Consider the following 23504-nt stretch of genomic DNA (forward strand, 5'->3'; position numbering starts at 1 on the left):
GGCGGCCAGCGTCGCTTTTGAGCGTTTTTGAGACAAAGAAGCCGCACGATGTGCACGGCTTCCTTCACACGGGGCGCCGTTTCAGGCGGCTTCAGTCACCCGGCGCTTCATCATTGCAAGCAACACGGCGGTAACAACGGTGCCGGCCACCAGCGCCACCACATAGCCCCCCAGGTGCGTCACCGCGTTCGGGATCGGCAGCACGAATGCCCCGCCGTGCGGCACGCGCAGTTCCACCCCGAACAGCATCGATAGGGCGCCCGCGCAGGCGGAGCCCACCACAAGCGCGGGAATGACGCGGAATGGGTCCCGGGCCGCATACGGGATCGCCCCCTCGCTGATGAAGGCGAGGCCGAGCACGGCGGTGGCCCTTGCCGCCTGGCGTTCGTCTCGGGTGAACCGCGAGGGGAACAGCCATGCCGCCAGAGCGATGCCCAGCGGTGGCGTCATACCTGCCGCCATGGTGGCCGCCATCGGCGTGTAGACCTGTGCGCCGATCAGCCCCGTGCTGAAGGCATACGCGGCCTTGTTGATGGGGCCGCCCATGTCAAAGGCCATCATGCCGCCCAGAAGTGCGCCCAGCGGTACGGCGTTGGCGCCTTGCATGCCCCGCAGCCAGCTCGTGAGGGAGGCGAGGAGCGCGGCGACTGGCGCACCGACCACATACAGCATCACCAGGCCCGTCAGCAGGCAGCCGAGCACCGGCAGAATCAGCACCGGTTTCAGCCCTTCCAGATTGCGCGGCAACTTCAGCCAACGGTTGAGTGCCTCGGTGCCATAGCCGGCGACGAACCCGGCCACGATGCCGCCAAGAAACCCGGCCCCGAGGCTGGCGGCCAGCATGCCGCCGACCATCCCGGGGGCAATACCCGGCCGGCTGGCGATCGAATAGGCGATGTATCCGGCAAGCACAGGCACCATCAAGGCAAACGCCGATTTGGCACCGATCTGGAACAGCGCGCCGCCCAGCGTGTGGCTGGCCGAAGGGTCCGTCACGTAGATGCCGCCCAGGGCAAACGCTAGCGCGATCAGAATGCCCCCCGCCACCACGAAGGGCAGCATGAACGACACGCCGGTCATCAGGTGCTTGTAAGGGCCGGTGCGCTGCTGTTCGGCAGCGGCGGCAGCGGTGCCTCCTGATTGCGCTGTTCCGCTGCCTTCCACGGACGCCTCTTCCAAGGCGCGGCGGATCAGCGCTTGCCCATCGTGAATGGCGGCCTTCGTGCCGGCGCGGAAGACGCGCTTGCCGGCAAAGCGTGACAGGTCTACCTGCGTGTCGGCGGCGATCAGCACGAGATCCGCACTCGCGATGGCATCGGCCGACAACGTGTTCTGTGCGCCCACCGAGCCCTGCGTTTCTACGTGGATCGTGTGACCAAGCGCGCCGGCCGCCTGCGTGAGCGCCTCGGCGGCCATGAAGGTATGGGCGATTCCGGTCGGGCACGATGTGATGGCGACGATGCGTTGAGCTTGCACGCCGGCTTTCTGTGCGGGCGGGGCGTTGTGCATCATGCGCGCCAGCACGGCCCGGGCATCGGCCAGCACTTCGTCCAGCGTGACTTCAAGCATGCGCGGATTGGCGTGGCGAGCCGCCTCATTGGGCGAGAGACCAGCCCAGACGACGGCCTCGGCGGTGGTGAGCGCCGCCGTGTCGACGACCGAGGCGGCGTCCGGGCCGCGCACGTCCACGTCGAGCTTGTAGCCCGATTCGCGCGCCGCATGGCGCAGTGCCGCACCGGCGAGCATCGCGCGGGTGGTGCGGCCATCCGCACCGAGAATTGCCAGCAGGTTTGCCATGATCGGCTCCTTGAATGCGTTGAGCGTGTGGCGATGCGATGTACGCGGCGTCAGGCCACGCGCTGCATCTGGACGGCGGCCGCGCGTTCGCGTACCTGCCCCGGGGCCGGGAGGTGCGGGCCCAGGCGTTGCAACTTGCATGCGGCAAAGGCCACCGAAAGGCGCACGGTCTCTTCCATGCCAGCACCGGCATGCCAACTGGCCAGCACGCCGGCGACCATGGCGTCACCCGCGCCGACGGTACTGGCGGCGCGTACCGGCGGCAGGCCTGCTTGCCACGTGCCTTCCTCTGTGACGAACAGCGCGCCGTCCTCGCCCAGTGAAACGATGACCTGCGCCACGCCAAGCGCATGGATGGCGCGCGCCACGTCCACCGTTTCAGCCAGCGTGGGCAGCGCTGTGCCTGCCCACAGTTCCAGTTCGTGCCGGTTGGGCTTGATGGCCGTCGGCAGCGCCTCGCGCGGCGCGGCCAGCACCTGCGCCAGCGGGGCGCCGCTCGTATCGAGCAAGGTGGGGACACCGCGGCGGTTCAGCCGCGCCAGCAATCTCAGGTAGCTATCGGGCTGCAAGCCCCCGGCCAGGCTGCCGCACAGCGCCGCGCCCGCAATGTCGGCGAATGCGTCGATGCGGTCGCACAGCGCGTCGAACTCGGCGGACGTGGCGTCGATGCCTGGCAGATTGATGTCGGTGGTCTGCCCGTCTGCCTGGTCGCTGATCTTGATGTTGGTGCGATTGGTGCCGGGCACGCGGCAGAAGCCATCAAGCACGCCCTTGCGCGCAAACAGCGCTTCGAACAGCTCGGCATTGGCGTCCCCGAGGAGGCCCGTGGCGATCACCGGCACCCGCCAATCGGCCAGACAGGCTGCGACGTTGACACCTTTGCCGCCGGCCTGTTGCGTGACGCTGCGGCCGATGTTGACGCGGCCGCGTTCAAGGCGCTCCAGACCGATGGTCATGTCGATGGCCGGGTTGAGCGTGACGGTGACGATGCGCGGCTGCTTGCTCATGCGGCCATCTCCTTACCACCGGCTTGCATCGGCAACGTGGTCTCCAGGGCACGCACCTCCTGGGCGGACGCACACGCCAACGCCCGTTCGGCGAGCTGCGACAGCGCGCGGATGTGCGCCTCACGCAGCCGCGCCTTGACCGGGGCAATATCGCGCGGGCTCATCGACAGTTCATGCACGCCAAGACCGGTGAGCAGCAGCGCGCCGAACGGGTCTCCCGCCAAGCCGCCACATACGCCCACCCAGCGCCCGTGGTGTGCGGCGCCTTGCACGGTCTGCTGAATCAGGCGCAGCACCGTCGGGTGCAGGCTGTCGGCCTCGGCCGCCAAGTCAGGATGCTGGCGATCGATCGCCAGCGTGTATTGCGTGAGGTCGTTTGTTCCGATGGAGAAGAAGTCGACATGCTCGGCCAGTCGATCGGCCAGCAGCGCGGCGGCTGGTACCTCCACCATGATGCCCAGCGGCACCACCGGCGCGTCGAGTTCAGCGCGGATACGCTCGCATGCGGCCCGCAGTGACGTCACTTCTTCCAATGAGGTGATCATCGGAAACATGATCGACAACGCAGTCGCCTCTCCAGCATCGCGGGCGGCACGGTACAGCGCTCGCAGTTGCGGCTCCATGAGGTCGGGCCGGCGCAACAGCAGGCGCGCACCGCGCACACCGAGGAACGGGTTGTCTTCCGTCGGCAGGTTCAGATGCGGGACCTGCTTGTCGCCGCCGATGTCCAGCGTGCGCACGATCAGCGGGCGACCGCCGAGGGCGTTGAGCATATCGGCGTAGACGGCGTATTGCGTGTCTTCGTCGGGCGCGTGATCGCGTTCGAGGAACAGGAATTCGGTGCGCATCAGGCCAACGCCTTCCGCGCCGAGCGTGATGGCTTCGACCGCCTGCGCGGGCAGGTTGACGTTGGCGGCGATCTCGACCGTGTGGCCGTCACGTGTGCGGCCGGGCAAGCCGCGCTCTGCCTGCTCACGCTGCACACGGGCGGCGTCTTCCTGCAGCCAGGCGCGGGCGCTGGCGATGCTGGCGGCATCGGGATCCAGCACCAGACGGCCGCCGGTGCCGTCGATGATGGCTTGCGTGCCCGTGGCCACATCGAGTACTGCAGGGCCGGCGGCCACGACGGCCGGGATGCCCAGCGTGCGCGTCAGGATGGCCGTGTGCGAGGTCGGACCGCCTTGCGCAGTGACGATGCCGATGATGCGTCGCGTATCGAGTGCCGCCGTATCCGAGGGAGAGAGATCCGCCGCAACCAGGATGCAGGGCGTGTCCGGCAGTGTCTGCGCTGCACTGCGCAGCGACGGATCGATATGGCCGAGCACGCGCCGCCCCACGTCGCGCAAATCCGCCGCGCGCGCTGCCAGGAGGGGATTGCCGAGCGCGCCCAGCCGCTCGGCCAAGCGTTCGACGGCCTGATGCCAGGACCACGCCACGCCATGCCCCTCGACCATGGCCTGACACGTCAGCGTCATGAGATCGGTATCGCCCAGCAGTTCGGCCTGGGCCTTGAAGATGCCCGCTTCCGCTTCGCCCAGGCGGGCGGCGGTGTCGCGTGCTAGGGCTTCCAGCTCGGCGCGCGTGCTGGCCAGCGCCTGATCGAGCAGATCGCCGCCGGTGGTCAGTGCGACCGGGTGATCAGGCACGGTCGACGCGCCGTGCTGGAGCACGTGGATGGGGCCGATCGCCAGCCCGGGACTCGCCGCAATGCCGCCGATGGCCGGCAACGCCGCGTCGGCTTGCCACCCGTGCGCGGTCTGGCGCGTGCGGGCTGCTTGCGTGTCGCGTGCGACCTGGGCACGTTCCTGTGCCGTCAGGCCCCGGATGGTTTGCTGGAGGGCGTCGAGCGCGGCACCCGCGTCGGGGCCTTCCGCAGAGAGGGTGAGCTTGGCGCCAACTGCAAGCCCCAGTTGCAGCAACGCCACCAGGTTCTTTGCGTCGGCGGTTTCGTCGCCATGCCGCACTTGCACGCGCGCGGCAAAGCGGCGAGCGGTTTCCACCCACTGCGCGGCCGGGCGGGCGTGCAGGCCACTCGGGTATTCCAGCGTCAAGGTGCGCTGCTCGGCGAGGTCCGAGCCGGGCGTGCTGGTGGCGGGCGCGGGTGCGTCGCTAGAGAGCGCGGCAACAAGCTCTTCGGCGTTCTGCGTGGTGAAGAGCTGCCGCAGGCGTGCGTCGTCATTCAGCAGCCGCGTCAGCCGGCGCAGCAGCGTGATGTGCTCGTCCGACTGCGCGGCAATGGCAAACACGAGGTGCGTGGTCTGCCCAGGGTGCCACTCCAGTCCATCGGGAAATTGCAGCACCGCAATGCCCGTCTGATGAATCAGGTGGCGGTCCTCGCCCATGCCGTGAGGAATGGCGACGCCGTGACCGAGGAACGTGTTGGCCACGGTCTCGCGGCGCAGCAGGCTGTCGATATAGGCGGGGTCGATGCAGCCGGCGTCGGCCAGCAATTGGCCGGCGGCGCGGATGGCGCTTTCCTTGTCGGTGGCGCGTTGTTGCAGACGGATGCGTTCGGCGCAGATCAGGGCGGAAGCCATGCGGCGGGGTCTCCTGCGGCTGCCGTGCTCCAAGGCCCGGCATGCGTGTCGTCGATGATCGCGAATTGAAATCGATTACAGTGCGAGTGTCAATGTGCGGCGCCACACAAAGTGACGCTCATCCCAGTATTTACGGGGTTTTCCCTAGGAGAGCGAGAGATTGGAGGTAATGCGGTCATTCGCTATGATGACGCTTTCTTTGGAAACGATTTCAGCATGACGGTTCGAATCAAGGACGTAGCGGCGGCGGCGGGGGTGTCGGTGGCAACGGTGTCACGCGCGCTCGCCGGCGGCCCCGTGAGCGCAGAACTGCGCCGGCGTGTCGATGCGGCGGTGGCAGCGTCCGGGTATCGGCCGAACCTGTCGGCGCGGCGGCTGCGCTCGCAGCAGGCGCAGACCGTCGGGCTGATCGTGTCCGACATCCGCAACCCGTTCTTCACCAGCGTCAGCCGGGCGGTGGAAGACGCGGCCTATGCCGCCGGCCTGCGCGTCATCCTCTGCAATTCCGACGAAGACCCTGAGAAGGAAGCGATGTACCTGCGCCTGATGGAAGAGGAGCGCGTGACCGGCGTCATCCTCTCGCCGACGCGCAGCATTGCCGAAGCGCAGCAACCGGTGCACCTCGGCTACCCGGTCGTGCTGATCGACCGAGCGGGCCCGGCCTGTGGGACCGATGCCGTGGTGCTCGACAACCAGCAGGCCGCGCAAGCGCTGGCCGAGCATCTCGCCGCGCAGGGTTACCGGCGTATCGGCGGCTTGTTCGGGCGGACCAGCAGCACGGGCGCTGAGCGTCAGGCCGGATTTGCGACGGCGCTGGCGCGCCACGGCATGACCGTCGAGGCACGCTTCATCCTGCCCACTGCCGAGGCGGCGGAGGCCGAGACGCTGGCCTGGCTGTCCGGCGCAGAACGTGAGCGGCCCGACGCGCTGGTTGCGAGTAACGCGCAATCGCTGCTCGGCGTGCTGCGTGCGTTGCGGCGGCTTTCGCTGGATGTGCCTCGCGACATCGCCGTGGCGGGCTTTGACAATGAGCCCTGGACGGAACTCGCCGGCCCGGGCATCACCGTGATCGAACAGCCGGTCTACGACATCGGCCGCATGGCAATGGCGATGTTGCAGGACCGCCTCGCGCAGCCGGCCTTGCCGACGCGTCGCGTGTTGCTCACGGGGCGGCTCGTCACGCGCGGCTCCACACCGCTGCGAAGCCCCTAGCAGGCGATTACAATTTCCGGATACCTGCGGCTGGGCGATGACACCGACATGCGCCAGCCGCCACCCAATCCGGAGCCCCTTGATGTCCACCCAAGTCATCCGTGCCGCCTGCCCGCACGACTGCCCCGACACCTGCGCCTTGCTCGTCACCGTCGAGGACGGCCGTGCCACCCGCGTGCAGGGCGATCCGGACCACCCGACGACGGCCGGCGTGCTGTGCACCAAGGTCAATCGGTATGCAGAGCGCACGTACCATCCGAACCGCCTGCTGACGCCGATGAAGCGCGTGGGCGCCAAGGGCGAGGGCAAGTTCGAACCGATCTCGTGGGACGAGGCCATCGACACCATCGCCACGCGCCTGGGCGACATCGCGGCGCGCAATCCGGAGGCCATCCTTCCGTACAGCTATGCCGGCACGATGGGCCTGGTGCAGGGCGAGAGCATGGCCGCGCGCTTCTTCCATAAGCTCGGGGCGTCGCTGCTCGATCGCACGATCTGTGCATCGGCCGGCGCGACGGCGCTGCGTTACACGTATGGCGCAAGCCTTGGCATGGACATCGAGCACGTGCAGGATGCCAAGCTCATCCTGATCTGGGGCGCCAATCCGATCGCGTCGAACCTGCATTTCTGGACACGTGCGCAGGAAGCGAAACGGCGCGGCGCCACGCTCGTCGCCATCGATCCGTATCGCTCGCTGACGGCGGAGAAGTGCCATCACCATCTGGCGGTGCGCCCCGGTACAGATGCGGCGCTGGCGCTGGCGATGATCCACGTGTTGATCCGTGATGACCTGCTCGACCACGAGTACATCGCCAACCATACGCTGGGCTTCGATGCGCTGCGTGAGCGCGCGCAGCAATACACGCCGGAATATGCGGCCACGCTGTGCGGCGTGGACGCGGCGGATATCGAGTGGCTCGCCAAGCTGTACGGCATGACCGTCGTGCGCGACAAGCAACCGGTGGCGATTCGCCTGAACTACGGCATGCAGCGCGCGCATGGCGGCGGGCAGGGCGTGCGCGCGGTCGCATGCCTGCCGTCGCTGGTGGGCGCGTGGCGCGATGCGGCGGGCGGCCTGCAACTGTCGACGTCCGGCTTCTTCCCTATCGACAATGCGAAGCTGCAGCGCCCTGACTTGCTGCCGACGTGGCCAAGCATGCCGCGCACGATCAACATGAGCACCATCGGCGATGCGCTGCTGCATGCAGGCGATGCGTCCTTCGGGCCGAAGGTCGAGGCGGTGGTGGTCTACAACAGCAACCCGGTGGCGGTGGCGCCGGACTCGCGCAAGGTCGCCGCGGGCTTTGCACGCGAAGACCTTTTCACCGTGGTGCTCGAGCATTTCCAGACCGACACGGCCGACTACGCCGACATCGTGCTGCCCGCGACCACGCAGCTCGAACACGTCGATGTGCACAAGGCTTATGGCCACACCTACGTGCTGGCCAACAACGCTGCCATTGCGCCAATGGGCCAGTCGCTGCCGAACACCGAGATTTTTCGCCGTCTCGCGCAACGCATGGGTTTTAACGACACCTGCTTTGCCGATTCCGACGACGACATCGCCGCCCAGGCCGTTCGCCGTGACGACCCAGCCGCCGCGCACATCGACTGGGCCACGCTTAAGCGCGAGGGTTGGCAGAAGCTGGCGCACCCGGCCGCGCCGCTGGCACGTGGCGGCTATCGCACGCCGTCCGGCCGCTGCGAGTTCTATTCCGAACAGATGGCCAAAGACGGACTCGACCCGCTGCCCGGCTATGTGCCGCCGCATGAGTCGGCGATCAGCACGCCAGAGCTGGCCAAGCGTTATCCGCTGTCGATGATCTCACCGCCGGCGCGCAATTTCCTGAACTCCACCTTCGTCAACGTCGACAGCCTGCGCAACACCGAAGGCGAGCCGCATCTCGACATCCACCCAGACGACGCGAATGCACGCGGTGTCGTCGATGGCGAACTGGTCCGCATCTTCAACGATCGCGGCACCATGCAGGCGCGCGCCCGCGTGACCGACCGTGCGCGGCGCGGCGTGGTCGTCGGCCTGTCGATCTGGTGGAAAAAGCTCGCACCCGATGGCACCAACGCGAACGAGCTGACCAGCCAGCGGCTGACCGACATGGGGCGTGCGCCTACGTTCTACGATTGCCTGGTCGAGGTCGCGCCGTTGGCACAGGCCGCCTGACGAGGCCATCATGCGTGCCGCACGCGCGCTGTGCCTTGCGCTGTCGCTTGCCGGTTCGGCGTTGCTGGCCGGCTGCGACACCGTTGGCTATTACTACCAGTCGGTCAGCGGACATCTCTCGCTGATGGCGCAGCGCGAGTCGATCGACCAAGCCATCGACAACGCGCGGCAGGCCCACAACGACAAGCTCGCCAAGCGCTTGGAAGATGCGCGCAGCATTCGCATCTATGCCTCGCGAGAGCTGGGCTTGCCCGACAACGGCAGCTATCGCGTCTACGCCAATCTCAAGCGCCCCTTTGCGGTGTGGAACGTATTTGCCGCACCCGAACTGTCGGTCAAGCTCAAGGAATGGTGCTTTCTTGTCGTCGGCTGCGTGACCTATCGCGGGTATTACGACCGCAACGCCGCCATGGCCTACGCCGATACCTTGCGCGCCCAAGGTCTGGACGTGGATGTGGCCGGCATTCCTGCGTATTCCACACTGGGTTATTTCGACGATCCATTGCTCAACACCTTCGTCGGCCTGCCCGAAGGCGAGCTGGCGCGGCTGATTTTTCATGAGCTGGCGCATCAGATCGTCTACGCCAAGGGCGATACGGCGTTCAACGAATCGTTTGCTACCACCGTCGAGACCATTGGCGTCGAACGCTGGCTGGCCGATGCCGCCACCCCGGAAATTCGCGCGGAATACGCTACGTACGACGCCCGGCGCGTACAATTCCGCGCCCTGCTGCTGGAGTACCGCAACCGGCTCGAGGCGCTGTATGCGAGCCCCGTCTCAGACGATGAGAAACGCGCCGGAAAACGCGCCATCTTCGCGAGCCTGCAGGCGGATTACGCCAAGCTCAAAGCAAGCTGGGGCGGTTATACCGGTTACGACCGCTGGTTTGCGCAGCCGCTGTCGAATGCGCACCTGGGCGCGGTCGCGAGCTACCTGGAATGGGTGCCGGCGTTCACGGCGCTGTACCACCGCGACGGCGGCGACTGGGCGCGCTTCTATGCCGACGTCAAAGCCATGGCGCGCGAATCCAAACAACAGCGCGAGGCAGCACTGCGGGTGCTCGCGCCTGCGGCGATGGCCAAGTCGGAGGGCATCACGCAAAAGTGATGCCAAGATCGTTTTCTGCACCAGTTTCAAGCAGCCTGGACCGGCTGAGGGAACTGTCTAAGTTATTGTTTTGACACAGACATCCGCGTAGGATGCCGAAAAAAACGAACGACCATTCGAAAAAATCGACAATCGCCAGGAGACACACCCATGGATAAGCCGTGGCTGAAGCAGTACCCCGCTGGGGTGCCGGCCGAGATCGATGCATCGCAGTATCGATCACTGGCCCATCTGCTTGAGGATTCTTTCCAGAAGAACCGCAACCGCCGTGCGTTTGAATGCATGGGCAAGGTGCTGACCTACGGCGAGCTGGATACGCTCTCGCGCCAACTTGCGGCGTGGCTGCAATCGCGTGGCCTGGCGCCTGGCGCACGTGTTGCGCTGATGATGCCGAACGTACTGCAGTACCCGGTGGCTCTAGCCGCCGTGCTGCGCGCCGGCTATGTGGTCGTCAACGTCAATCCGCTTTACACCCCGCGCGAACTGGAACACCAGCTCAAGGACAGTGGCGCCGAGGCCATCATCATCCTGGAGAACTTCGCGACGACGCTACAGCAGGTGCTGCCCAATACACCGATCAAGCACATCGTGGTGGCCAGCATGGGCGACATGCTTGGCGGGCTCAAGGGCATGCTGGTCAATTTCGTCGTGCGCAGCGTCAAGAAGATGGTGCCGGCGTGGGAACTGCCCAGCTGCATCCGCTTCAACACCGCGCTGCAAGAGGGCACCAAGCAGACGCTCAAGCCGACCTCCGTCGGCCCCGACGACGTGGCCTTCCTGCAATACACAGGCGGCACGACCGGCGTGTCGAAGGGCGCGACGCTGCTGCATCGGAACATCGTTGCCAACGTGCTGCAATCGGAAGCGTGGATGAACCCGGCGCTCACCAAGCCCGGCCGCGACGGCCGCATGCTGGCTGCCGACGAAGAAATCATCACCATCACGGCGCTGCCGCTGTATCACATCTTTGCGCTGACGGTGTGCTGCCTGCTGTCGATGCGCAAGGGCGGGCTGGCGGTGTTGATCCCGAACCCGCGCGACATCCCCGGCTTCATCAAGGTGCTCAAGCAGTACCGCTTCCACATGTTCCCAGCCGTGAACACGCTGTACAACGCGCTGCTGAACAACCCCGAGTTCAAGGACGTCGATTGCTCCAACCTGCGCGTGGCCAACGGCGGCGGCATGGCGGTGCAGGAAGCCGTTGCCAAAAAGTGGCTCGAGGTGACGGGCTGCCCGATCATCGAAGGCTATGGTCTGTCGGAAACCTCGCCGTCGGCCATCTGCAACCCGACCGATACCGACAAGTTTTCGGGCACCGTGGGGTTGCCGATTCCGGGCACTGAAATCGCCATTCGCGACGACGAAGGCCGCGATCAGCCGATCGGCCAGCCGGGCGAAATCTGCATCCGAGGCCCGCAGGTCATGGCCGGTTACTGGAAGCGCCCGGACGAGACCGCCAAGGTCATGTACGCCGACGGCTTCTTCAAGACCGGCGACGTAGGCGTGATGGACGAGCGCGGCTACACCAAGATCGTCGATCGCAAGAAGGACATGATCCTGGTATCGGGCTTCAACGTGTACCCGAACGAGATCGAAGGCGTGGTGGCGATGTGCCCGGGCGTGCTGGAAGTGGCCGCCGTGGGCGTGCCCGACGTGCATTCCGGCGAAGTGGTGAAGCTGTTCGTGGTGCGTCGCGATCCGACGCTCACGGAGCAGAAGCTGCAGGAGTTCTGTAAGGAACAGCTCACCGGCTACAAGCGTCCGAAGTTCATCGAGTTCCGCAATGAACTGCCGAAGACCAACGTCGGCAAGATCCTGCGCCGCGAACTGCGCGACGAAGCGATGAAGAAGCGTGCCTGAGTCTGCGTAGCTGTAAAGAAAAAGCCGCGATTCGTCGCGGCTTTTTTCATGGCGTATCAACCGACGTACAGCAGGATGCTGACGAACTGGCACGCACTGCCGGCCAGCACAAACAGGTGCCAGATGCCGTGGAAGTGCCGCACCTTCTCGTCAAAGAGAAAGAAGCCGATGCCCGCCGTATAAAGCGCGCCACCCGCTACCAGCCACCACAGGCCCGGCGCAGGCAGCGCGGCTGCCAGCGGCCCCATGGCAATCAGCACCAGCCAGCCCATCACTACGTAGATCAGCAGTGAGAACAGGCGCGTGCGGTGGCCGATCCAGAGTTCCTGTGCAATGCCGATGGCTGCCAGCGCCCAGTTGATGCCGAACAGCGCCCAGCCCCAGGGGCCGCGCAGCGTCACTAGCGCAAACGGTGTGTAGCTACCGGCGATCAACAGGTAGATGGCGCAATAGTCCAGCCGCTGGAAGATGCTTTTGGCGGGGCCGCGCAGGCTGTGATACAGCGTGGAGATTGTGTAGAGCAGGACGAGCGTGGTGCCGTACACCACGGAGCTAACGACCTTCCACGCGTCGTGGTGCAGGGCGGATGACGTTACCAGAACGGCCATGCCCCCGGCGGCAAGGATGGCCCCGGCGAGGTGGCTGAAGCCGTTGAAACGTTCTCCGCGATACATACGCTGATCTCCAGAAAAACCCGGTTCTTCCTACAATGCCCCAATGCCCGGCACCGATCTCAAAATCACTCCCCAATTGTCCATTCCTGAGTCCGAGCTGGTCGAGCGCTTTGTGCGCGCAAGCGGGGCGGGGGGGCAAAACATCAACAAGGTATCGACGGCGGTGGAGTTGCGCTTTGACATCGCCCAATCGCCGTCGTTGCCGGAGGCATTGCGGGCTCGCCTGTTGGGAAAGCGCGACCGGCGCTTGACCGATGAAGGCGTGATTGTGATCGATGCGCAACGGTTTCGCACGCAGGACCGCAATCGCCAGGACGCCCGTGAACGTCTGGCCGCATTCATTGCGACGGGGCTTTCGGTGCCGAAGTCGCGCATCGCCACCAAGCCTACGCGCGCTTCCAAGACGCGCCGTCTGGAAGGCAAGCGCGCGCGTGGCGACGTCAAGCGTGGTCGCTCGGGCCGCCACTCGTGGGATTAAGCGCGTTGCTATGGGGGGCCTTACATCAGCCGGGTATCGCGCGTCTCGCGCATGCAGAGCACACCGATCAGGCTGACCACCGCGGCGGCCGACACATACATGCCTACCCAGCTCAGGCCACCTTGCTCGGCAAGCTTCTGCGCGATATACGGCGCAATCGACGCGCCGAGAATGCCGCCGAGGTTGTACGACACGCCGGCGCCTGTGTAGCGCACGTTGGTCGGAAACAGTTCTGGCAGCAGCGCACCCATCGGCGCGAAGGTCACGCCCATCAGGAACAGCTCGACGATGAGGAATAGCGCTACCAGCGGCGTTTGGCCACTGCCCAGCAGCGGCGCCATCGTAAAGCCCGACAGAATGGCCGCGATGATGCCGACGATCAGCACCGGCTTGCGCCCGAAGCGGTCCGACGCCCACGCCGACAGTGGCGTCGCCAGCCCCATGAACACCACCGCCAGGCACAGCAGTCCCAGGAAGCTCGGGCGCGAGAAGTGCAACGTGCCCACGCCGTACGACAGCGAGAACACCGTCGAGATATAGAACAGCGTGTAGCAGACCACCATGGCCAGCGCGCCCAGCAGCGTCGGCCACCAATGGTGCGCCAGCAGTTCGGCCACGGGCACCTTCACGCGCTCCTGCCGATCGATGGCGGCCTGGAAGGCCGGGGTCTCGGCGATCTTCAATCGCACATACAAGCCCAGCGCCACGAGCACTGCGCTGACCAGGAACGGCACGCGCCAGCCCCAGCTGCGGAACTGCTCGTCCGACAGTGCGATCGCCAGCCCGAAGAAGAGGCCGTTCGATGCCAGGAAACCGACCGAGGGGCCGAGCTGAGGAAACATGCCGAACCACGCGCGCTTGCCGGCCGGCGCATTTTCCGTGGCCAGCAGCGCTGCGCCGCCCCATTCACCGCCCAGGCCGATGCCCTGCCCGAAGCGCAGCACGCATAGCAGGATCGGTGCGAGCGTGCCGATGCTGTCGTATCCCGGCACCAGCCCGATCAGCGTTGTCGAAATGCCCATCACCAGCAGCGACGCCACCAGCGTCGACTTGCGCCCGATGCGATCGCCAAAGTGGCCGAACAGGAACGAGCCGATCGGCCGCGCAATAAACGCGATGCCAAACGTGACGAACGCCGACAGCGCTTGGGCTGTGGCAGACCCATGCGGAAAGAACACCGGGCCGATCACCAGCGCCGCGGCTGTCGCATAGACATAGAAATCGTAGAACTCGATGGCCGTGCCGATGAAGCTCGCAAAGACGATGCGCGAGCGGCTGGCGTCGGCGGCCGCGCCGGGGGCGGCGGGCGCCATGGTTGGAGATGTCGAAGAGGACATGCGGGTCTCCGGTAAGGTTCGCGTTGTTGTCGTTATGAAGCGCCGCTCGCTGTTGTGTTGCCGTCTTGCTGTCCGGCGGCGGGCTCGAACGCAGGAGCATAGCGCGCGGCCATGCAAAAAGGCACCCGAAGGTGCCTTCCTGCGCCCGCCAAGGAGAGGGGCGGCGGGCAAAAACCAAAGCGTGCGTCAGAACTTGTGGCGCACACCCACGGCCACACCGACCTGGTTATCCGAGTTCGGCGTGATGAAGTACGTCTGCGATGCAGCCGGCAGATAGCCTACCGACGTTTGTGCGCCCGTTGCCGGGTTGGTCACGTAGCCGATCGAATCCCAGTTCAGCGAGCCATTGCGCGAATACGCGGCCGTCAGGTACACGTCGGTGCGCTTCGAGAAGTTGTAATCAGCAATGAAGTTCCACTGCTGCGGATTGCGCGGGTTGATCGTGGCGCCACCGATGGTCGCTTCCTTGATGTTGTCGTAGTAGTACGACAGCGTCAGGCCGAGTGCCGTGGTGGCCTGGTAGTTCACGCCCAGCCAGTAGAGGTCGTCGCGGTGCGGCGTCAGTGCTGCTGTGGCGCCGCTGGAGGGCGCTTCGGTGTTGCCATAGCGGAAGCCTGCCATCACCTTGATTGGGCCCGTGGTGTAGCTGGCTGCAATGGCAGCGCGCTTGTCGCGGGCATATTCGTTGCCGCCCGACAGACCCAGGGCTTCTGCGGCCGTCAGCACCTTCACTTCGTCATACGCGACGCCCAAGCCAAACGGGCCAGCGAAGTAGTTCGCGCCGGCGCCGTAGGCCGAGTTGGCCGTGTTGCTGCCCGTGCGCTCGCCGAACGCCCAGTGGGCTTCGACCGTCAGCGGACCGAATGCAGCGCCGTACTTGATCATGTTGTCTTCGCGGAAGTTCGCACCCAGCAGGCCGACCACCGGCTCCCACTGCGTGGCATAACCGCTCGGCGAGAAGTTCGCCATCATGTCGAAGATCGTCGTGTACTGACGACCCAGAGTGATCTTGCCCCAGTTGCCCTGCAAGCCCACAAACGCCTGCCGGCCGAACAGACGGCCACCTTGCTGCAGCGTGCCGGTGTCCATACCGAAGCCCGATTCCAGCACGAACAGGCCCTTGAGCCCGCCGCCGATGTCTTCAACGCCGCGCAAGCCCCAGCGGTTTGAAGACAGGCCGCCCGCCTGCATCGCAAGGCGCGATCCGCTGCTGCCCGGAATGGCAACCCCCGCCGCAGTCACGGCCTGCTCATGGTTGACGTATTCGACGTTCGCGTCGACCACGCCATACAGCGTCACACTCGACTGAGCCTGCGCAACACCCGCAAACGTGCCCAGCACTGCCAATGCCAGCAGCGATTTCTTCATCGGTCGGTCTCCAGATCTTTAATTATTGAGTTCAGTGGCAGGCAGACCCTCCGTTCTCGTCTTCCCGCCCCATGACTTTCAAACGAAGTCGCTGACTAATGTAGCAACGCGGTACTGGGCTCGGTCGAAATTTGCGAACGAATGTTCGTAAACGCGCGTTTGCTGTCTGATCTCGGCAACAGGCTGTTTCCGAATTTGAAATAGATCGGCGATAGGCGTGCTCGATTCCTTGCGGTTTTAGATGCGATCCCCGCGCCAACAGGGTTATCCCGTACAGTAGTGTTTGGTCTACCAGGTTCTGACCGGACGCAATGTGCCGCGCGGTGCCGGCTTTACAATGGCGATCGCGCCGCACGCCATTGCCGGCGGTGCCCGTACCTATGCTCGACCGCTTCATCCCCGAATTCGACCGCGCTTTGCGCGCTGTGGCAGGCGTCACCCGCGCCAGCCGACCGAACCCTGCTGACGCCGTTATCGTGTCCTCCTCCGCGGACAGGACCGACAACGCGACCAAGCCTTCTGAGGCCGACCGCCGCCATGCTGCCGGCCTGATGCGCGTGAACCATGTCGGCGAGGTCTGCGCGCAGGCCCTGTACCAAGGGCAAGCGCTGTTTGCCCGGGACCCGGCCATCCGGGCCCAGCTCGACGAAGCCGCACGCGAAGAAGAAGACCATCTCGCCTGGTGCGCCCAGCGCCTGCAGGAACTGAACGACCGCCCAAGCCTGCTCAACCCGCTGTGGTATGCCGGTGCTTTCGCCATCGGCGCGGTGGCCGGACGCCTCGGCGACAAGATCAGCCTTGGTTTCGTCGCCGAGACCGAGCGCCAGGTCGAGCATCACCTCGACGGCCATCTCGATGCATTGCCCGAGCAGGACACCCGCTCGCGCGCCATCGTCGCCCAGATGCGCGACGACGAAATCCGCCACGGCGACAATGCGCGCCAGGCCGGTGGCATTGATCTGCCTGCGCCGATCCGCCAAGCCATGCGTGCCGCGTCACGCGTCATGACCACCGCCGCCTATCGCATCTGACGCGCGTGTGGCGGGTCGACGGCCCGACGACACGGCGCTGGCTCCTCCATTCGCCCGAGCTTTGCCGCCTGCGGTCTGTGCCCTCGTATGAGGGCGCGGTCGCTCGCCATTCGCTCACGTGGTTTCTGCATAAACCACGCTATCTCCTTCATTTGATTGGGAAAAGTGACTTGTCTCCTCCGGGAGGGTGCGCTAAGTCATTGTTCTGATTGCAAATTTTCCGTCTCGCAGCCCTCCGCAAGCCTTGACCGCCTAAAGTCGTTCCTCTAAAGTGGGAAACAGTGTCAGAAAGTGTAGTTTTGTGGTTTAAAGAGGCCGTTTGCAGGCCAGTTGACGGCAAGGTGAGTGGCGATCGAATCGCCACACGGAGAGAGAAACCAACGTGTTCCAGGGTGCGTCGGCGCTGACGCTGGATGCCAAGGGGCGGATGTCCATTCCGTCGCGGCACCGCGAAGCGCTCCAGCTGCAGGCCGAGGGCCGGGTGACTGTGACCAAGCACCCGGACGGTTGCCTCATGCTGTTTCCGCGCCCCGAGTGGGAACGCTTTCGCGAGCGCATCGCCGCGCTCCCGATGGAAGCCCACTGGTGGAAACGGATCTTCCTGGGCAGCGCCGCCGATGTCGAACTCGATACCGCCGGCCGCGTCCTCATCACCCCAGAACTGCGCACGGCTGCCTCCCTTGAACGTGACGTGATGCTGCTCGGCATGGGCAGCCACTTCGAAGTCTGGGACGCCGCCACGTACACCGCGAAGGAGCAAGCCGCCATGGCGCAAGGCATGCCCGACGCCCTCAAGAATTTCTCCTTTTGATGACGCACGATGACAACCCAAGCCAGTACGGGACTGCGCCATCAGACGGTGCTCTTAGACGAAGCGGTCGATGCGCTCATCTGGCGCGACGACGGCATCTATATCGATGGAACCTTCGGGAGAGGCGGGCACAGCCGGCTCATCCTGGAACGGCTGGGGCCCGGCGGCAGACTTGTCGCCTTCGACAAGGACCCGGCAGCAATCACCGAAGCGGGCACCGTAGAGGATGCCCGCTTCGCTATTGAGCATGACAGCTTCGCGCAGATGGCCCAGTGCCTGGATGCGCGCGGCATTGAACGGGTGGCCGGCGTGCTGCTCGATCTCGGCATCAGCTCGCCGCAGATCGACGAAGGCGCACGTGGCTTCTCGTTCCGGATGGATGGCCCGCTCGACATGCGGATGGACACCACGCGCGGCATCACCGCAGCCCAATGGCTGGCCGAGGCTGATGAGCGCGACATTGCGAGGGTGATACGGGACTATGGGGAAGAACGGTTTGCTGTACAGATTGCAAAGGCGATTGTTGCTCGCCGGGGCCAATCCGGGGATCGAGGTCCTCTCGATCGCACATCCGAGCTTGCCGCGCTCGTGGCGCAAGCCGTCAAAACACGCGAGAAGGGCCAAGACCCTGCGACCCGCACCTTTCAAGCTTTACGGATTCACGTCAATCAAGAGCTTGCGGACCTCGAAACCGGTCTGAAGGCCGCCTTTGAACGCCTGGAGCAGGGGGGACGTCTCGTCGTGATCAGCTTCCATTCGCTGGAAGACCGCATCGTCAAGCGCTTTATGCAGGCCCTGGCGCGCCCGGAGCAATCCGCCGCGCCGGAACTGCGTCGGGCGCCGCTGCGTGCGCATGAGCTGCCGGCGCCGCAGTTGCGCCTGCTTGGCCGCGTGAAGCCGTCGGAGGCCGAGGTGTCGGCCAACCCGCGTGCGCGCTCGGCCATCATGCGCGTGGCCGAGCGTTGCTGAGCCGACGGAGACGCACGCCATGAACCGCCTGAACATGTTCCTGCTGACTGCGCTGGTGCTGTGCGCGCTGTCGCTGGTCAACGCACAGCATCAGGCGCGGCAACTGTTTGTCGCGCTGGATCGCGCGCAGGCGGAAGAGAAGCAACTCAACACCGACTGGTCGCGCCTGCAATATGAGCAGAGCGCGCTGGGCAAGAGCGCTCGCATTGCCGACATCGCGAGCAAGCAATTGAAGATGTCGCCCGCGCAGGCGGGTCGCACGCAGTATCTGCAGGGGTTTGCCGATCTGCCGGCAGCAGGGGGGGGCTCCGGGGCTTCCTCGGCAGCGGCGAGCGCGCCCACGGCTTCCGGAGTACAGCCATGAGCGGCGCACGCAAGTCCAACGGCACCACGGCGCGCGCGCGCCTGGGCCAGTTCTCTGCCAGCCCTGTGCTTGGCCTGCGCCTGCCGATGTGGCGCTCGAAGCTGGTCGTGTTCCTGATGTTCGCGGCGTTCTTGGCACTGATCGGCCGCGCGCTGTGGATTCAAGGTCCTGGCAACCGCTTCTATGAAGTCGAGGGCAAGAAGCGCTTCCAGCGCACGCTGGAATTGCCGGCCACGCGCGGCAAGATTCTCGATCGCAATGGTCTGGTGCTGGCCACGAGTCTGCCGGTGAAGGCCATCTGGGCCGTGCCGGAAGACGTGCCCAACAACGTGCCTGGCGAGGACATGAAGAAGCTCGCCAAGCTGCTTGACATGAACAACAAGGAGCTTTCGGGCAAGCTGGGGGAAGACAAAGGCTTTGTCTACCTCAAGCGCCAGGTGCTGCCCGAGGTGGCCGACCAAATCGCCGCGCTGAAGATCGAAGGCATCTATCAGACGCGTGAGTACAAGCGCTTCTATCCGGAAGGCGAGGCGATGGCGCACATCGTCGGGTTCACCAACGTCGAGGACAAAGGCCAGGAAGGCATGGAGCTGGCGCGCGAGTCCGACCTCGCGGGTGCCGCCGGCCAGCGTCAGGTGATCAAGGATCGGCTGGGCCGCGTGGTGGAAGACGTGGGGGTGCTCAAGGCCCCGCGTGATGGGCATGATCAGACGCTGTCGATCGACGCCAAGATCCAGTACCTGACGTTCAACGAACTGAAGGCTGCCATTGAGCGTACCCGCGCAAAGGCCGCCAGTGCGATCGTGCTGGATGCGCAGACCGGCGAGGTGCTGGCGCTCGCCAACTATCCGACCTACAACCCGAACGACCGAAGCCGCCTCTCGGGCGAGCAACTGCGCAACCGCGTGCTGACCGACACCTTCGAGCCCGGCTCGATGATGAAGCCGATCACCATCAGCCTGGCGCTGCAGCTCAAGCGCGTGACGCCCACCACGCTGGTGCAAACCAACGGCAAATACAGCTTTGAAGGCGCGACCATTTCCGATACCGGCAACTACGGCACGCTGACGGTCGCGCAAGTGATCCAGCACTCCAGCAACATCGGTACGACCAAGATCGCGATGATGCTCAAGCCGCAGGAAATGTGGGACATGTTCACCAGCGTTGGCTTGGGTCAGGCGCCGAAGATCGGCTTCCCGGGCGCGGTGGCAGGGCGGCTGCGACCGGCAAACAAATGGCGCCGCATCGAGCAGGCGACCATGTCGTACGGCTACGGCCTGTCGGTGTCGCTGTTCCAGATTGCACATGCGTACACCATCTTCGCGCACGATGGCGAGCTGATCCCGATCACGATGTACCGCACTGATGGCCAGCCGCCGCAGGGCGAGCGCGTGATTTCGCCGGAGGTGGCGCGGCAGGTCCGTCAGATGCTTGAGACCGTGACGGCGCCCGGCGGCACCGCACCGCAGGCCCAGGTGATGGGCTACCGCGTCGGCGGCAAAACCGGCACAGCGTGGAAGCACACCGGGCGCGGCTATGACCGCTCGAAGTATCGCGCCTCGTTTATCGGCCTGGCGCCGATGTCGAACCCGCGCATCATCGTGGCGGTGAGCGTGGACGAGCCCACCGTGGGTAACCGCTATGGCGGCGGCGCGGCCGGCCCCGTGTTCTCCCAAATCGTGGGTGGCACCCTGCGTGCGTTGAACGTGCCGCCGGATTCGCCGGTGCGACAACTCGTGATGACCCCGGACGTGCCGGAAGAGCCGGTGGGGGGGCTGCAATGACAATCAAGCCCACCTCTGACCGCCCGACCATCGCCGCGCGCCTCGCGCCCGTGGTGGATTGGCTGCGCGCCCAGGCGCCGGCGAGTGCCGACCTCACCAGCGACACGCGCAAGCTCAAGACCGGCGACGTGTTCGTCGCCTACGTGCTCGGCAATGTGCGCCAGCGCGGCGATGGCCGTCCGCATATTCCGCAGGCGATCGAGGCTGGCGCTTCCGCCGTGCTGGCCGAAGCCCATGGCTATGCAATGCCCGCAGACGCGCCCGTGCGCATCCTGCCCGTAGACGGTCTGGCTGAACTGGCCGGGCCGCTGGCGGCACAGTGGTACGGCGTGCCGGGCCCGGACGCCTTGCGTGTGATTGGCGTGACGGGCACCAACGGCAAGACATCTTGTTCGCAATGGATTGCGCAGGCGCTGACCAAACACGGCCAGCGTTGCGCAGTGGTGGGTACGCTCGGCACCGGGTTTGTCGATGCGCTGGCCGCTACCGGCTTTACCACGCCGGATGCCATCCAGCTGCAGCACAGCCTCGCCGATCTGCACCGTGCGGGTGCCCGCGCCATCGCCATGGAAGTGTCGTCGCATGGTCTGGAGCAAGGCCGCGTCGATGGCACTTGCTTCGACATCGCGGTGTTCACCAACCTCACGCAGGATCACCTCGACTACCACGGCACGATGGCCGAGTACGAACTCGCCAAGGCGCGCCTGTTCGGCTGGCCGGGCCTGCGTGCAGCCGTCATCAACCGCGACGACGCAGCCGGTGTGCGCTTGCTGCAGAGCGCCCGAGCCGATGTCGAAACCATCGAATACGGCATCGACGGCGAAGCCGCTGCGCGGCACGGTGCCAAGCAATGGCTGCGCGCCAGCAACGTGCGTGCGCACCGCACCGGAACGACATTCGACGTGGACGGCAGTTTTGGCCATGCAACCGTCCATGCGCCCACGGTGGGTTTGTTCAACGTATCGAATCTTCTCGGTGTGCTGGGCGCATTGCTGGCCGCTGGCGTGCCGTGGCAGGACGCCATCGCGCGCCTGGAAAAGCTGCAACCCGTGAGCGGCCGCATGGAGCGTTTCGGCGGCGAAGACGGTCCGCTGGTGGTGGTCGATTACGCCCACACGCCCGACGCGCTGGAGCAGACGCTGCGTGCGCTTGGGCCGATTACCGAGGCGCGCGGCGGCAAGTTGTGGGCCGTGTTCGGCTGTGGCGGCGACCGCGACCCCGGCAAGCGTCCGCACATGGGCGCCATCGCCGAGCGCCTGGCGCCGCACGTTGTGCTGACCTCCGACAACCCGCGCAGCGAAGATCCTCAGCACATCCTCGACGAGATCGCCGACGGCATGGACAACCCGCGTGCCGCCACCCAGATCGAAGACCGCGCGGCTGCCATCCTGCATGCCGTGCGGCACGCCGATGCGCATGACGTGATCGTCGTGGCCGGCAAGGGGCATGAATCGACGCAGGAGATTGCCGGTCGCAAGCGACCGTTCTCCGATCAGGAGCATGTGCGCCTGGCGCTTGCTGCTCGCGGGGTGAATGCATGAGCGCCCAGACCGTGATGATGCATGCCACCGACGCCGCTGCCTGGATGGCCGGCGCCCATCTGGCTGGCCCCGACGCGGCGATCCTGCGCGTGACGACTGACAGCCGAGCCGTGCAGCCCGGCGACCTGTTCGTCGCGCTGATCGGCGAGCGTTTCGATGCACACGATTTCCTGCCTGAGGTGGTGGCGCGTGGCGCTGCCGCCGTGCTGGTGTCGCGCGCACCTGCTGCCACGCTGGATGTGACCAACGTGGCCGTGCTGACCGTTGCAGATACGCGTATCGGACTCGGCCAACTTGCCGCCGGCTGGCGCCGCCAGTTCCCGATTCCCGTCGTCGCCGTGACGGGCAGCAACGGCAAGACCACGGTCAAGGAAATGATCTCCGCGATCTTCGCGCAGGCCGTGGGTGAAGACGCCCGCCTGGCGACCGCCGGCAACTTCAACAACGACATCGGCCTGCCGCTCACGCTGTTCCGCTTGAACGCGCAACACAAGCTGGCCGTGCTCGAACTCGGGATGAATCATCCGGGCGAGACGGCCGTGCTGGCCGCCATTGCCCAGCCGACCGTGGCGATGATCAACAACGCCCAGCGCGAGCACCAGGAATTCATGGTCAGCGTGGAAGCGGTGGCTGAAGAACACGCCGCCGTGCTGGCAGCGTTGCCGGCCGATGGCGTGGGGGTGTTCCCGCGCGACGCGGCCAACGGTGGCGAATATGCGCCGGTGTGGCAGGCCGCGGCCGGTGCGCGCCGCGTGCTCGATTTCGGTATCGAGGCCGGGGCTGTGACAGGCACGGTGGTGGACACCGCCGACGGTCAACGCATTCATGTGCAGGCCCCTGGCCAGCGCTTCGTCATCACCTTGCCGCTGCTCGGTCTGCACAACGCACGCAATGCGCTGGCCGCGACGGCATGCGCGCTGGCGGCCGGTGTCGCTCCCGAGGTGATCGCACAAGCGCTGGGCAACTTTGCTCCGGTCAAGGGGCGGCTGCAGCGCAAGCAGGGCACGCACGGCGGCCTCGTCATCGACGACACATACAACGCGAACCCGGATTCGATGCGCGCGGCGATCGATGCGCTCGTCACGCTGCCGGCGCCGCGCTGGCTGGTGCTGGGTGACATGGGCGAGGTTGGTTCGCAGGGCCCGGCTTTCCACGAAGAAATCGGCGCTTACGCGCGCGAGCACGGCATCGACGCAGTGCTGGCAACCGGCGAGCTTGCGCGCCACACGGTCGACGCATTCGGCGCAGGCGCGCAGCATTTTGCGTCGGCAGAGGACTTGATTGAACACGGCGTGCCCGCCATTGCGCCGGCCGCGACGGTATTGGTGAAGGGCTCGCGCTTCATGCGGATGGAACGCATTGTGGAAGCGCTGGTCTTGAAAGACCCGGTTGCGGATTTGTCGGCCGGTTCCAGCACACAACAGCAGCATTAAGGGAAGCAAGAACC

18 protein-coding genes are annotated in these 23504 nt (G+C 65.6%); 12 read left to right on the plus strand and 6 right to left on the minus strand.

The window, feature by feature from the left end; translation table 11 throughout:
* Positions 1-81 precede the first annotated feature (81 nt).
* From M1D44_RS01160 to ptsP, 3 genes are read right to left on the minus strand one after another with little or no spacing between them, the layout of a single operon-like run.
* Entirely contained in the window at positions 82-1797 is a 1716-nt protein-coding gene (locus M1D44_RS01160) for a PTS fructose transporter subunit IIC (RefSeq protein WP_316854198.1), read from the minus strand.
* A 50-nt stretch (positions 1798-1847) separates the two neighbouring features.
* Positions 1848-2804 carry a 1-phosphofructokinase gene (gene pfkB / locus M1D44_RS01165; RefSeq protein ID WP_024979202.1) on the minus strand — a complete coding sequence of 319 codons (957 nt, stop codon included), beginning with the start codon at positions 2802-2804 and terminating at the stop codon, positions 1848-1850.
* The gene (gene ptsP / locus M1D44_RS01170) at positions 2801-5341 is read right to left on the minus strand and encodes a phosphoenolpyruvate--protein phosphotransferase (protein ID WP_316854199.1); all 2541 of its coding nucleotides are present in this window, start codon (positions 5339-5341) and stop codon (positions 2801-2803) included. Before ptsP ends, pfkB begins: the two co-directional genes overlap by 4 nt.
* 216 nt (positions 5342-5557) lie before the next feature.
* Between ptsP and M1D44_RS01175 the strand changes: the two genes are divergently transcribed.
* The 4 genes from M1D44_RS01175 to M1D44_RS01190 all read left to right on the plus strand — a co-directional run bounded on the left by M1D44_RS01175 (position 5558) and on the right by M1D44_RS01190 (position 11700).
* Entirely contained in the window at positions 5558-6553 is a 996-nt protein-coding gene (locus tag M1D44_RS01175) for a LacI family DNA-binding transcriptional regulator (protein ID WP_024979200.1), read from the plus strand.
* An 82-nt stretch (positions 6554-6635) separates the two neighbouring features.
* Positions 6636-8732: a molybdopterin-containing oxidoreductase family protein gene (locus M1D44_RS01180; RefSeq protein WP_316854200.1), complete on the plus strand. Its 2097-nt coding sequence runs from the start codon at positions 6636-6638 to the stop codon at positions 8730-8732.
* Positions 8733-8742: 10 nt separating this feature from the next.
* On the plus strand, positions 8743-9840 hold the full coding sequence (locus tag M1D44_RS01185; RefSeq protein WP_112183560.1) for an aminopeptidase: 1098 nt from the start codon (positions 8743-8745) through the stop codon (positions 9838-9840).
* A 150-nt stretch (positions 9841-9990) separates the two neighbouring features.
* Positions 9991-11700, plus strand: coding sequence for a long-chain fatty acid--CoA ligase (locus M1D44_RS01190; RefSeq protein ID WP_024979197.1), 1710 nt, complete (start codon positions 9991-9993; stop codon positions 11698-11700).
* Between the two features lie 56 nt (positions 11701-11756).
* On the opposite strand, the gene trhA is transcribed toward M1D44_RS01190, so the two are convergent.
* A complete protein-coding gene (gene trhA, locus M1D44_RS01195) occupies positions 11757-12374 on the minus strand; it encodes a PAQR family membrane homeostasis protein TrhA (RefSeq protein WP_316854201.1) in 618 nt (205 codons plus the stop codon).
* Between the two features lie 43 nt (positions 12375-12417).
* On the opposite strand from trhA, the gene arfB reads away from it, so the two are divergent.
* On the plus strand, positions 12418-12852 hold the full coding sequence (gene arfB, locus M1D44_RS01200; RefSeq protein WP_009241618.1) for an alternative ribosome rescue aminoacyl-tRNA hydrolase ArfB: 435 nt from the start codon (positions 12418-12420) through the stop codon (positions 12850-12852).
* Positions 12853-12872: 20 nt separating this feature from the next.
* Here the strand turns inward: arfB and M1D44_RS01205 are convergent, their stop codons facing one another.
* Complete coding sequence (locus tag M1D44_RS01205; RefSeq protein ID WP_024979194.1) at positions 12873-14189, minus strand: MFS transporter; 1317 nt, start codon at positions 14187-14189, stop codon at positions 12873-12875.
* A 186-nt stretch (positions 14190-14375) separates the two neighbouring features.
* Positions 14376-15557, minus strand: coding sequence for a porin (locus M1D44_RS01210; RefSeq protein WP_316684768.1), 1182 nt, complete (start codon positions 15555-15557; stop codon positions 14376-14378).
* 380 nt (positions 15558-15937) lie between these two features.
* Here M1D44_RS01210 and coq7 point away from each other — a divergent pair, with 380 nt between their 5' ends.
* The 7 genes from coq7 (at position 15938) to M1D44_RS01245 (ending at position 23490) form a co-directional block, all read left to right on the plus strand.
* Positions 15938-16588 carry a 2-polyprenyl-3-methyl-6-methoxy-1,4-benzoquinone monooxygenase gene (gene coq7, locus M1D44_RS01215; protein WP_316854202.1) on the plus strand — a complete coding sequence of 217 codons (651 nt, stop codon included), beginning with the start codon at positions 15938-15940 and terminating at the stop codon, positions 16586-16588.
* A 382-nt stretch (positions 16589-16970) separates the two neighbouring features.
* Positions 16971-17399: a division/cell wall cluster transcriptional repressor MraZ gene (mraZ, locus tag M1D44_RS01220; protein WP_024979191.1), complete on the plus strand. Its 429-nt coding sequence runs from the start codon at positions 16971-16973 to the stop codon at positions 17397-17399.
* Positions 17400-17408: 9 nt separating this feature from the next.
* The gene (gene rsmH / locus M1D44_RS01225) at positions 17409-18368 is read left to right on the plus strand and encodes a 16S rRNA (cytosine(1402)-N(4))-methyltransferase RsmH (protein ID WP_316854203.1); all 960 of its coding nucleotides are present in this window, start codon (positions 17409-17411) and stop codon (positions 18366-18368) included.
* Between the two features lie 19 nt (positions 18369-18387).
* Positions 18388-18732 carry a cell division protein FtsL gene (gene ftsL, locus M1D44_RS01230; RefSeq protein ID WP_112183569.1) on the plus strand — a complete coding sequence of 115 codons (345 nt, stop codon included), beginning with the start codon at positions 18388-18390 and terminating at the stop codon, positions 18730-18732.
* Positions 18729-20516, plus strand: a complete 1788-nt coding sequence (locus M1D44_RS01235) for a peptidoglycan D,D-transpeptidase FtsI family protein (protein WP_024979188.1) — start codon at positions 18729-18731, stop codon at positions 20514-20516. Before ftsL ends, M1D44_RS01235 begins: the two co-directional genes overlap by 4 nt.
* Positions 20513-22057 carry a UDP-N-acetylmuramoyl-L-alanyl-D-glutamate--2,6-diaminopimelate ligase gene (locus tag M1D44_RS01240; RefSeq protein ID WP_316854204.1) on the plus strand — a complete coding sequence of 515 codons (1545 nt, stop codon included), beginning with the start codon at positions 20513-20515 and terminating at the stop codon, positions 22055-22057. Before M1D44_RS01235 ends, M1D44_RS01240 begins: the two co-directional genes overlap by 4 nt.
* Positions 22054-23490 carry a UDP-N-acetylmuramoyl-tripeptide--D-alanyl-D-alanine ligase gene (locus tag M1D44_RS01245; RefSeq protein WP_024979186.1) on the plus strand — a complete coding sequence of 479 codons (1437 nt, stop codon included), beginning with the start codon at positions 22054-22056 and terminating at the stop codon, positions 23488-23490. The genes M1D44_RS01240 and M1D44_RS01245 overlap by 4 nt, the downstream gene beginning before the upstream one ends.
* Positions 23491-23504: the final 14 nt, after the last annotated feature.

This window comes from Ralstonia sp. SA306 (genome assembly GCF_054792405.1).

Excerpts from the sequence above, each read along its gene's own strand:
- M1D44_RS01240 (WP_316854204.1), top strand. The coding sequence starts at position 20,513 with ATGACAATCAAGCCCACCTCTGACCGCCCGACCATCGCCGCGCGCCTC.
- M1D44_RS01160 (WP_316854198.1), bottom strand. The coding sequence starts at position 1,797 with ATGGCAAACCTGCTGGCAATTCTCGGTGCGGATGGCCGCACCACCCGC.
- pfkB (WP_024979202.1), bottom strand. The coding sequence starts at position 2,804 with ATGAGCAAGCAGCCGCGCATCGTCACCGTCACGCTCAACCCGGCCATC.
- M1D44_RS01175 (WP_024979200.1), top strand. The coding sequence starts at position 5,558 with ATGACGGTTCGAATCAAGGACGTAGCGGCGGCGGCGGGGGTGTCGGTG.
- M1D44_RS01205 (WP_024979194.1), bottom strand. The coding sequence starts at position 14,189 with ATGTCCTCTTCGACATCTCCAACCATGGCGCCCGCCGCCCCCGGCGCG.
- M1D44_RS01235 (WP_024979188.1), top strand. The coding sequence starts at position 18,729 with ATGAGCGGCGCACGCAAGTCCAACGGCACCACGGCGCGCGCGCGCCTG.
- rsmH (WP_316854203.1), top strand. The coding sequence starts at position 17,409 with ATGACAACCCAAGCCAGTACGGGACTGCGCCATCAGACGGTGCTCTTA.
- trhA (WP_316854201.1), bottom strand. The coding sequence starts at position 12,374 with ATGTATCGCGGAGAACGTTTCAACGGCTTCAGCCACCTCGCCGGGGCC.
- coq7 (WP_316854202.1), top strand. The coding sequence starts at position 15,938 with ATGCTCGACCGCTTCATCCCCGAATTCGACCGCGCTTTGCGCGCTGTG.
- ftsL (WP_112183569.1), top strand. The coding sequence starts at position 18,388 with ATGAACCGCCTGAACATGTTCCTGCTGACTGCGCTGGTGCTGTGCGCG.
- M1D44_RS01190 (WP_024979197.1), top strand. The coding sequence starts at position 9,991 with ATGGATAAGCCGTGGCTGAAGCAGTACCCCGCTGGGGTGCCGGCCGAG.
- M1D44_RS01185 (WP_112183560.1), top strand. The coding sequence starts at position 8,743 with ATGCGTGCCGCACGCGCGCTGTGCCTTGCGCTGTCGCTTGCCGGTTCG.
- M1D44_RS01180 (WP_316854200.1), top strand. The coding sequence starts at position 6,636 with ATGTCCACCCAAGTCATCCGTGCCGCCTGCCCGCACGACTGCCCCGAC.
- ptsP (WP_316854199.1), bottom strand. The coding sequence starts at position 5,341 with ATGGCTTCCGCCCTGATCTGCGCCGAACGCATCCGTCTGCAACAACGC.
- M1D44_RS01245 (WP_024979186.1), top strand. The coding sequence starts at position 22,054 with ATGAGCGCCCAGACCGTGATGATGCATGCCACCGACGCCGCTGCCTGG.
- M1D44_RS01210 (WP_316684768.1), bottom strand. The coding sequence starts at position 15,557 with ATGAAGAAATCGCTGCTGGCATTGGCAGTGCTGGGCACGTTTGCGGGT.
- arfB (WP_009241618.1), top strand. The coding sequence starts at position 12,418 with ATGCCCGGCACCGATCTCAAAATCACTCCCCAATTGTCCATTCCTGAG.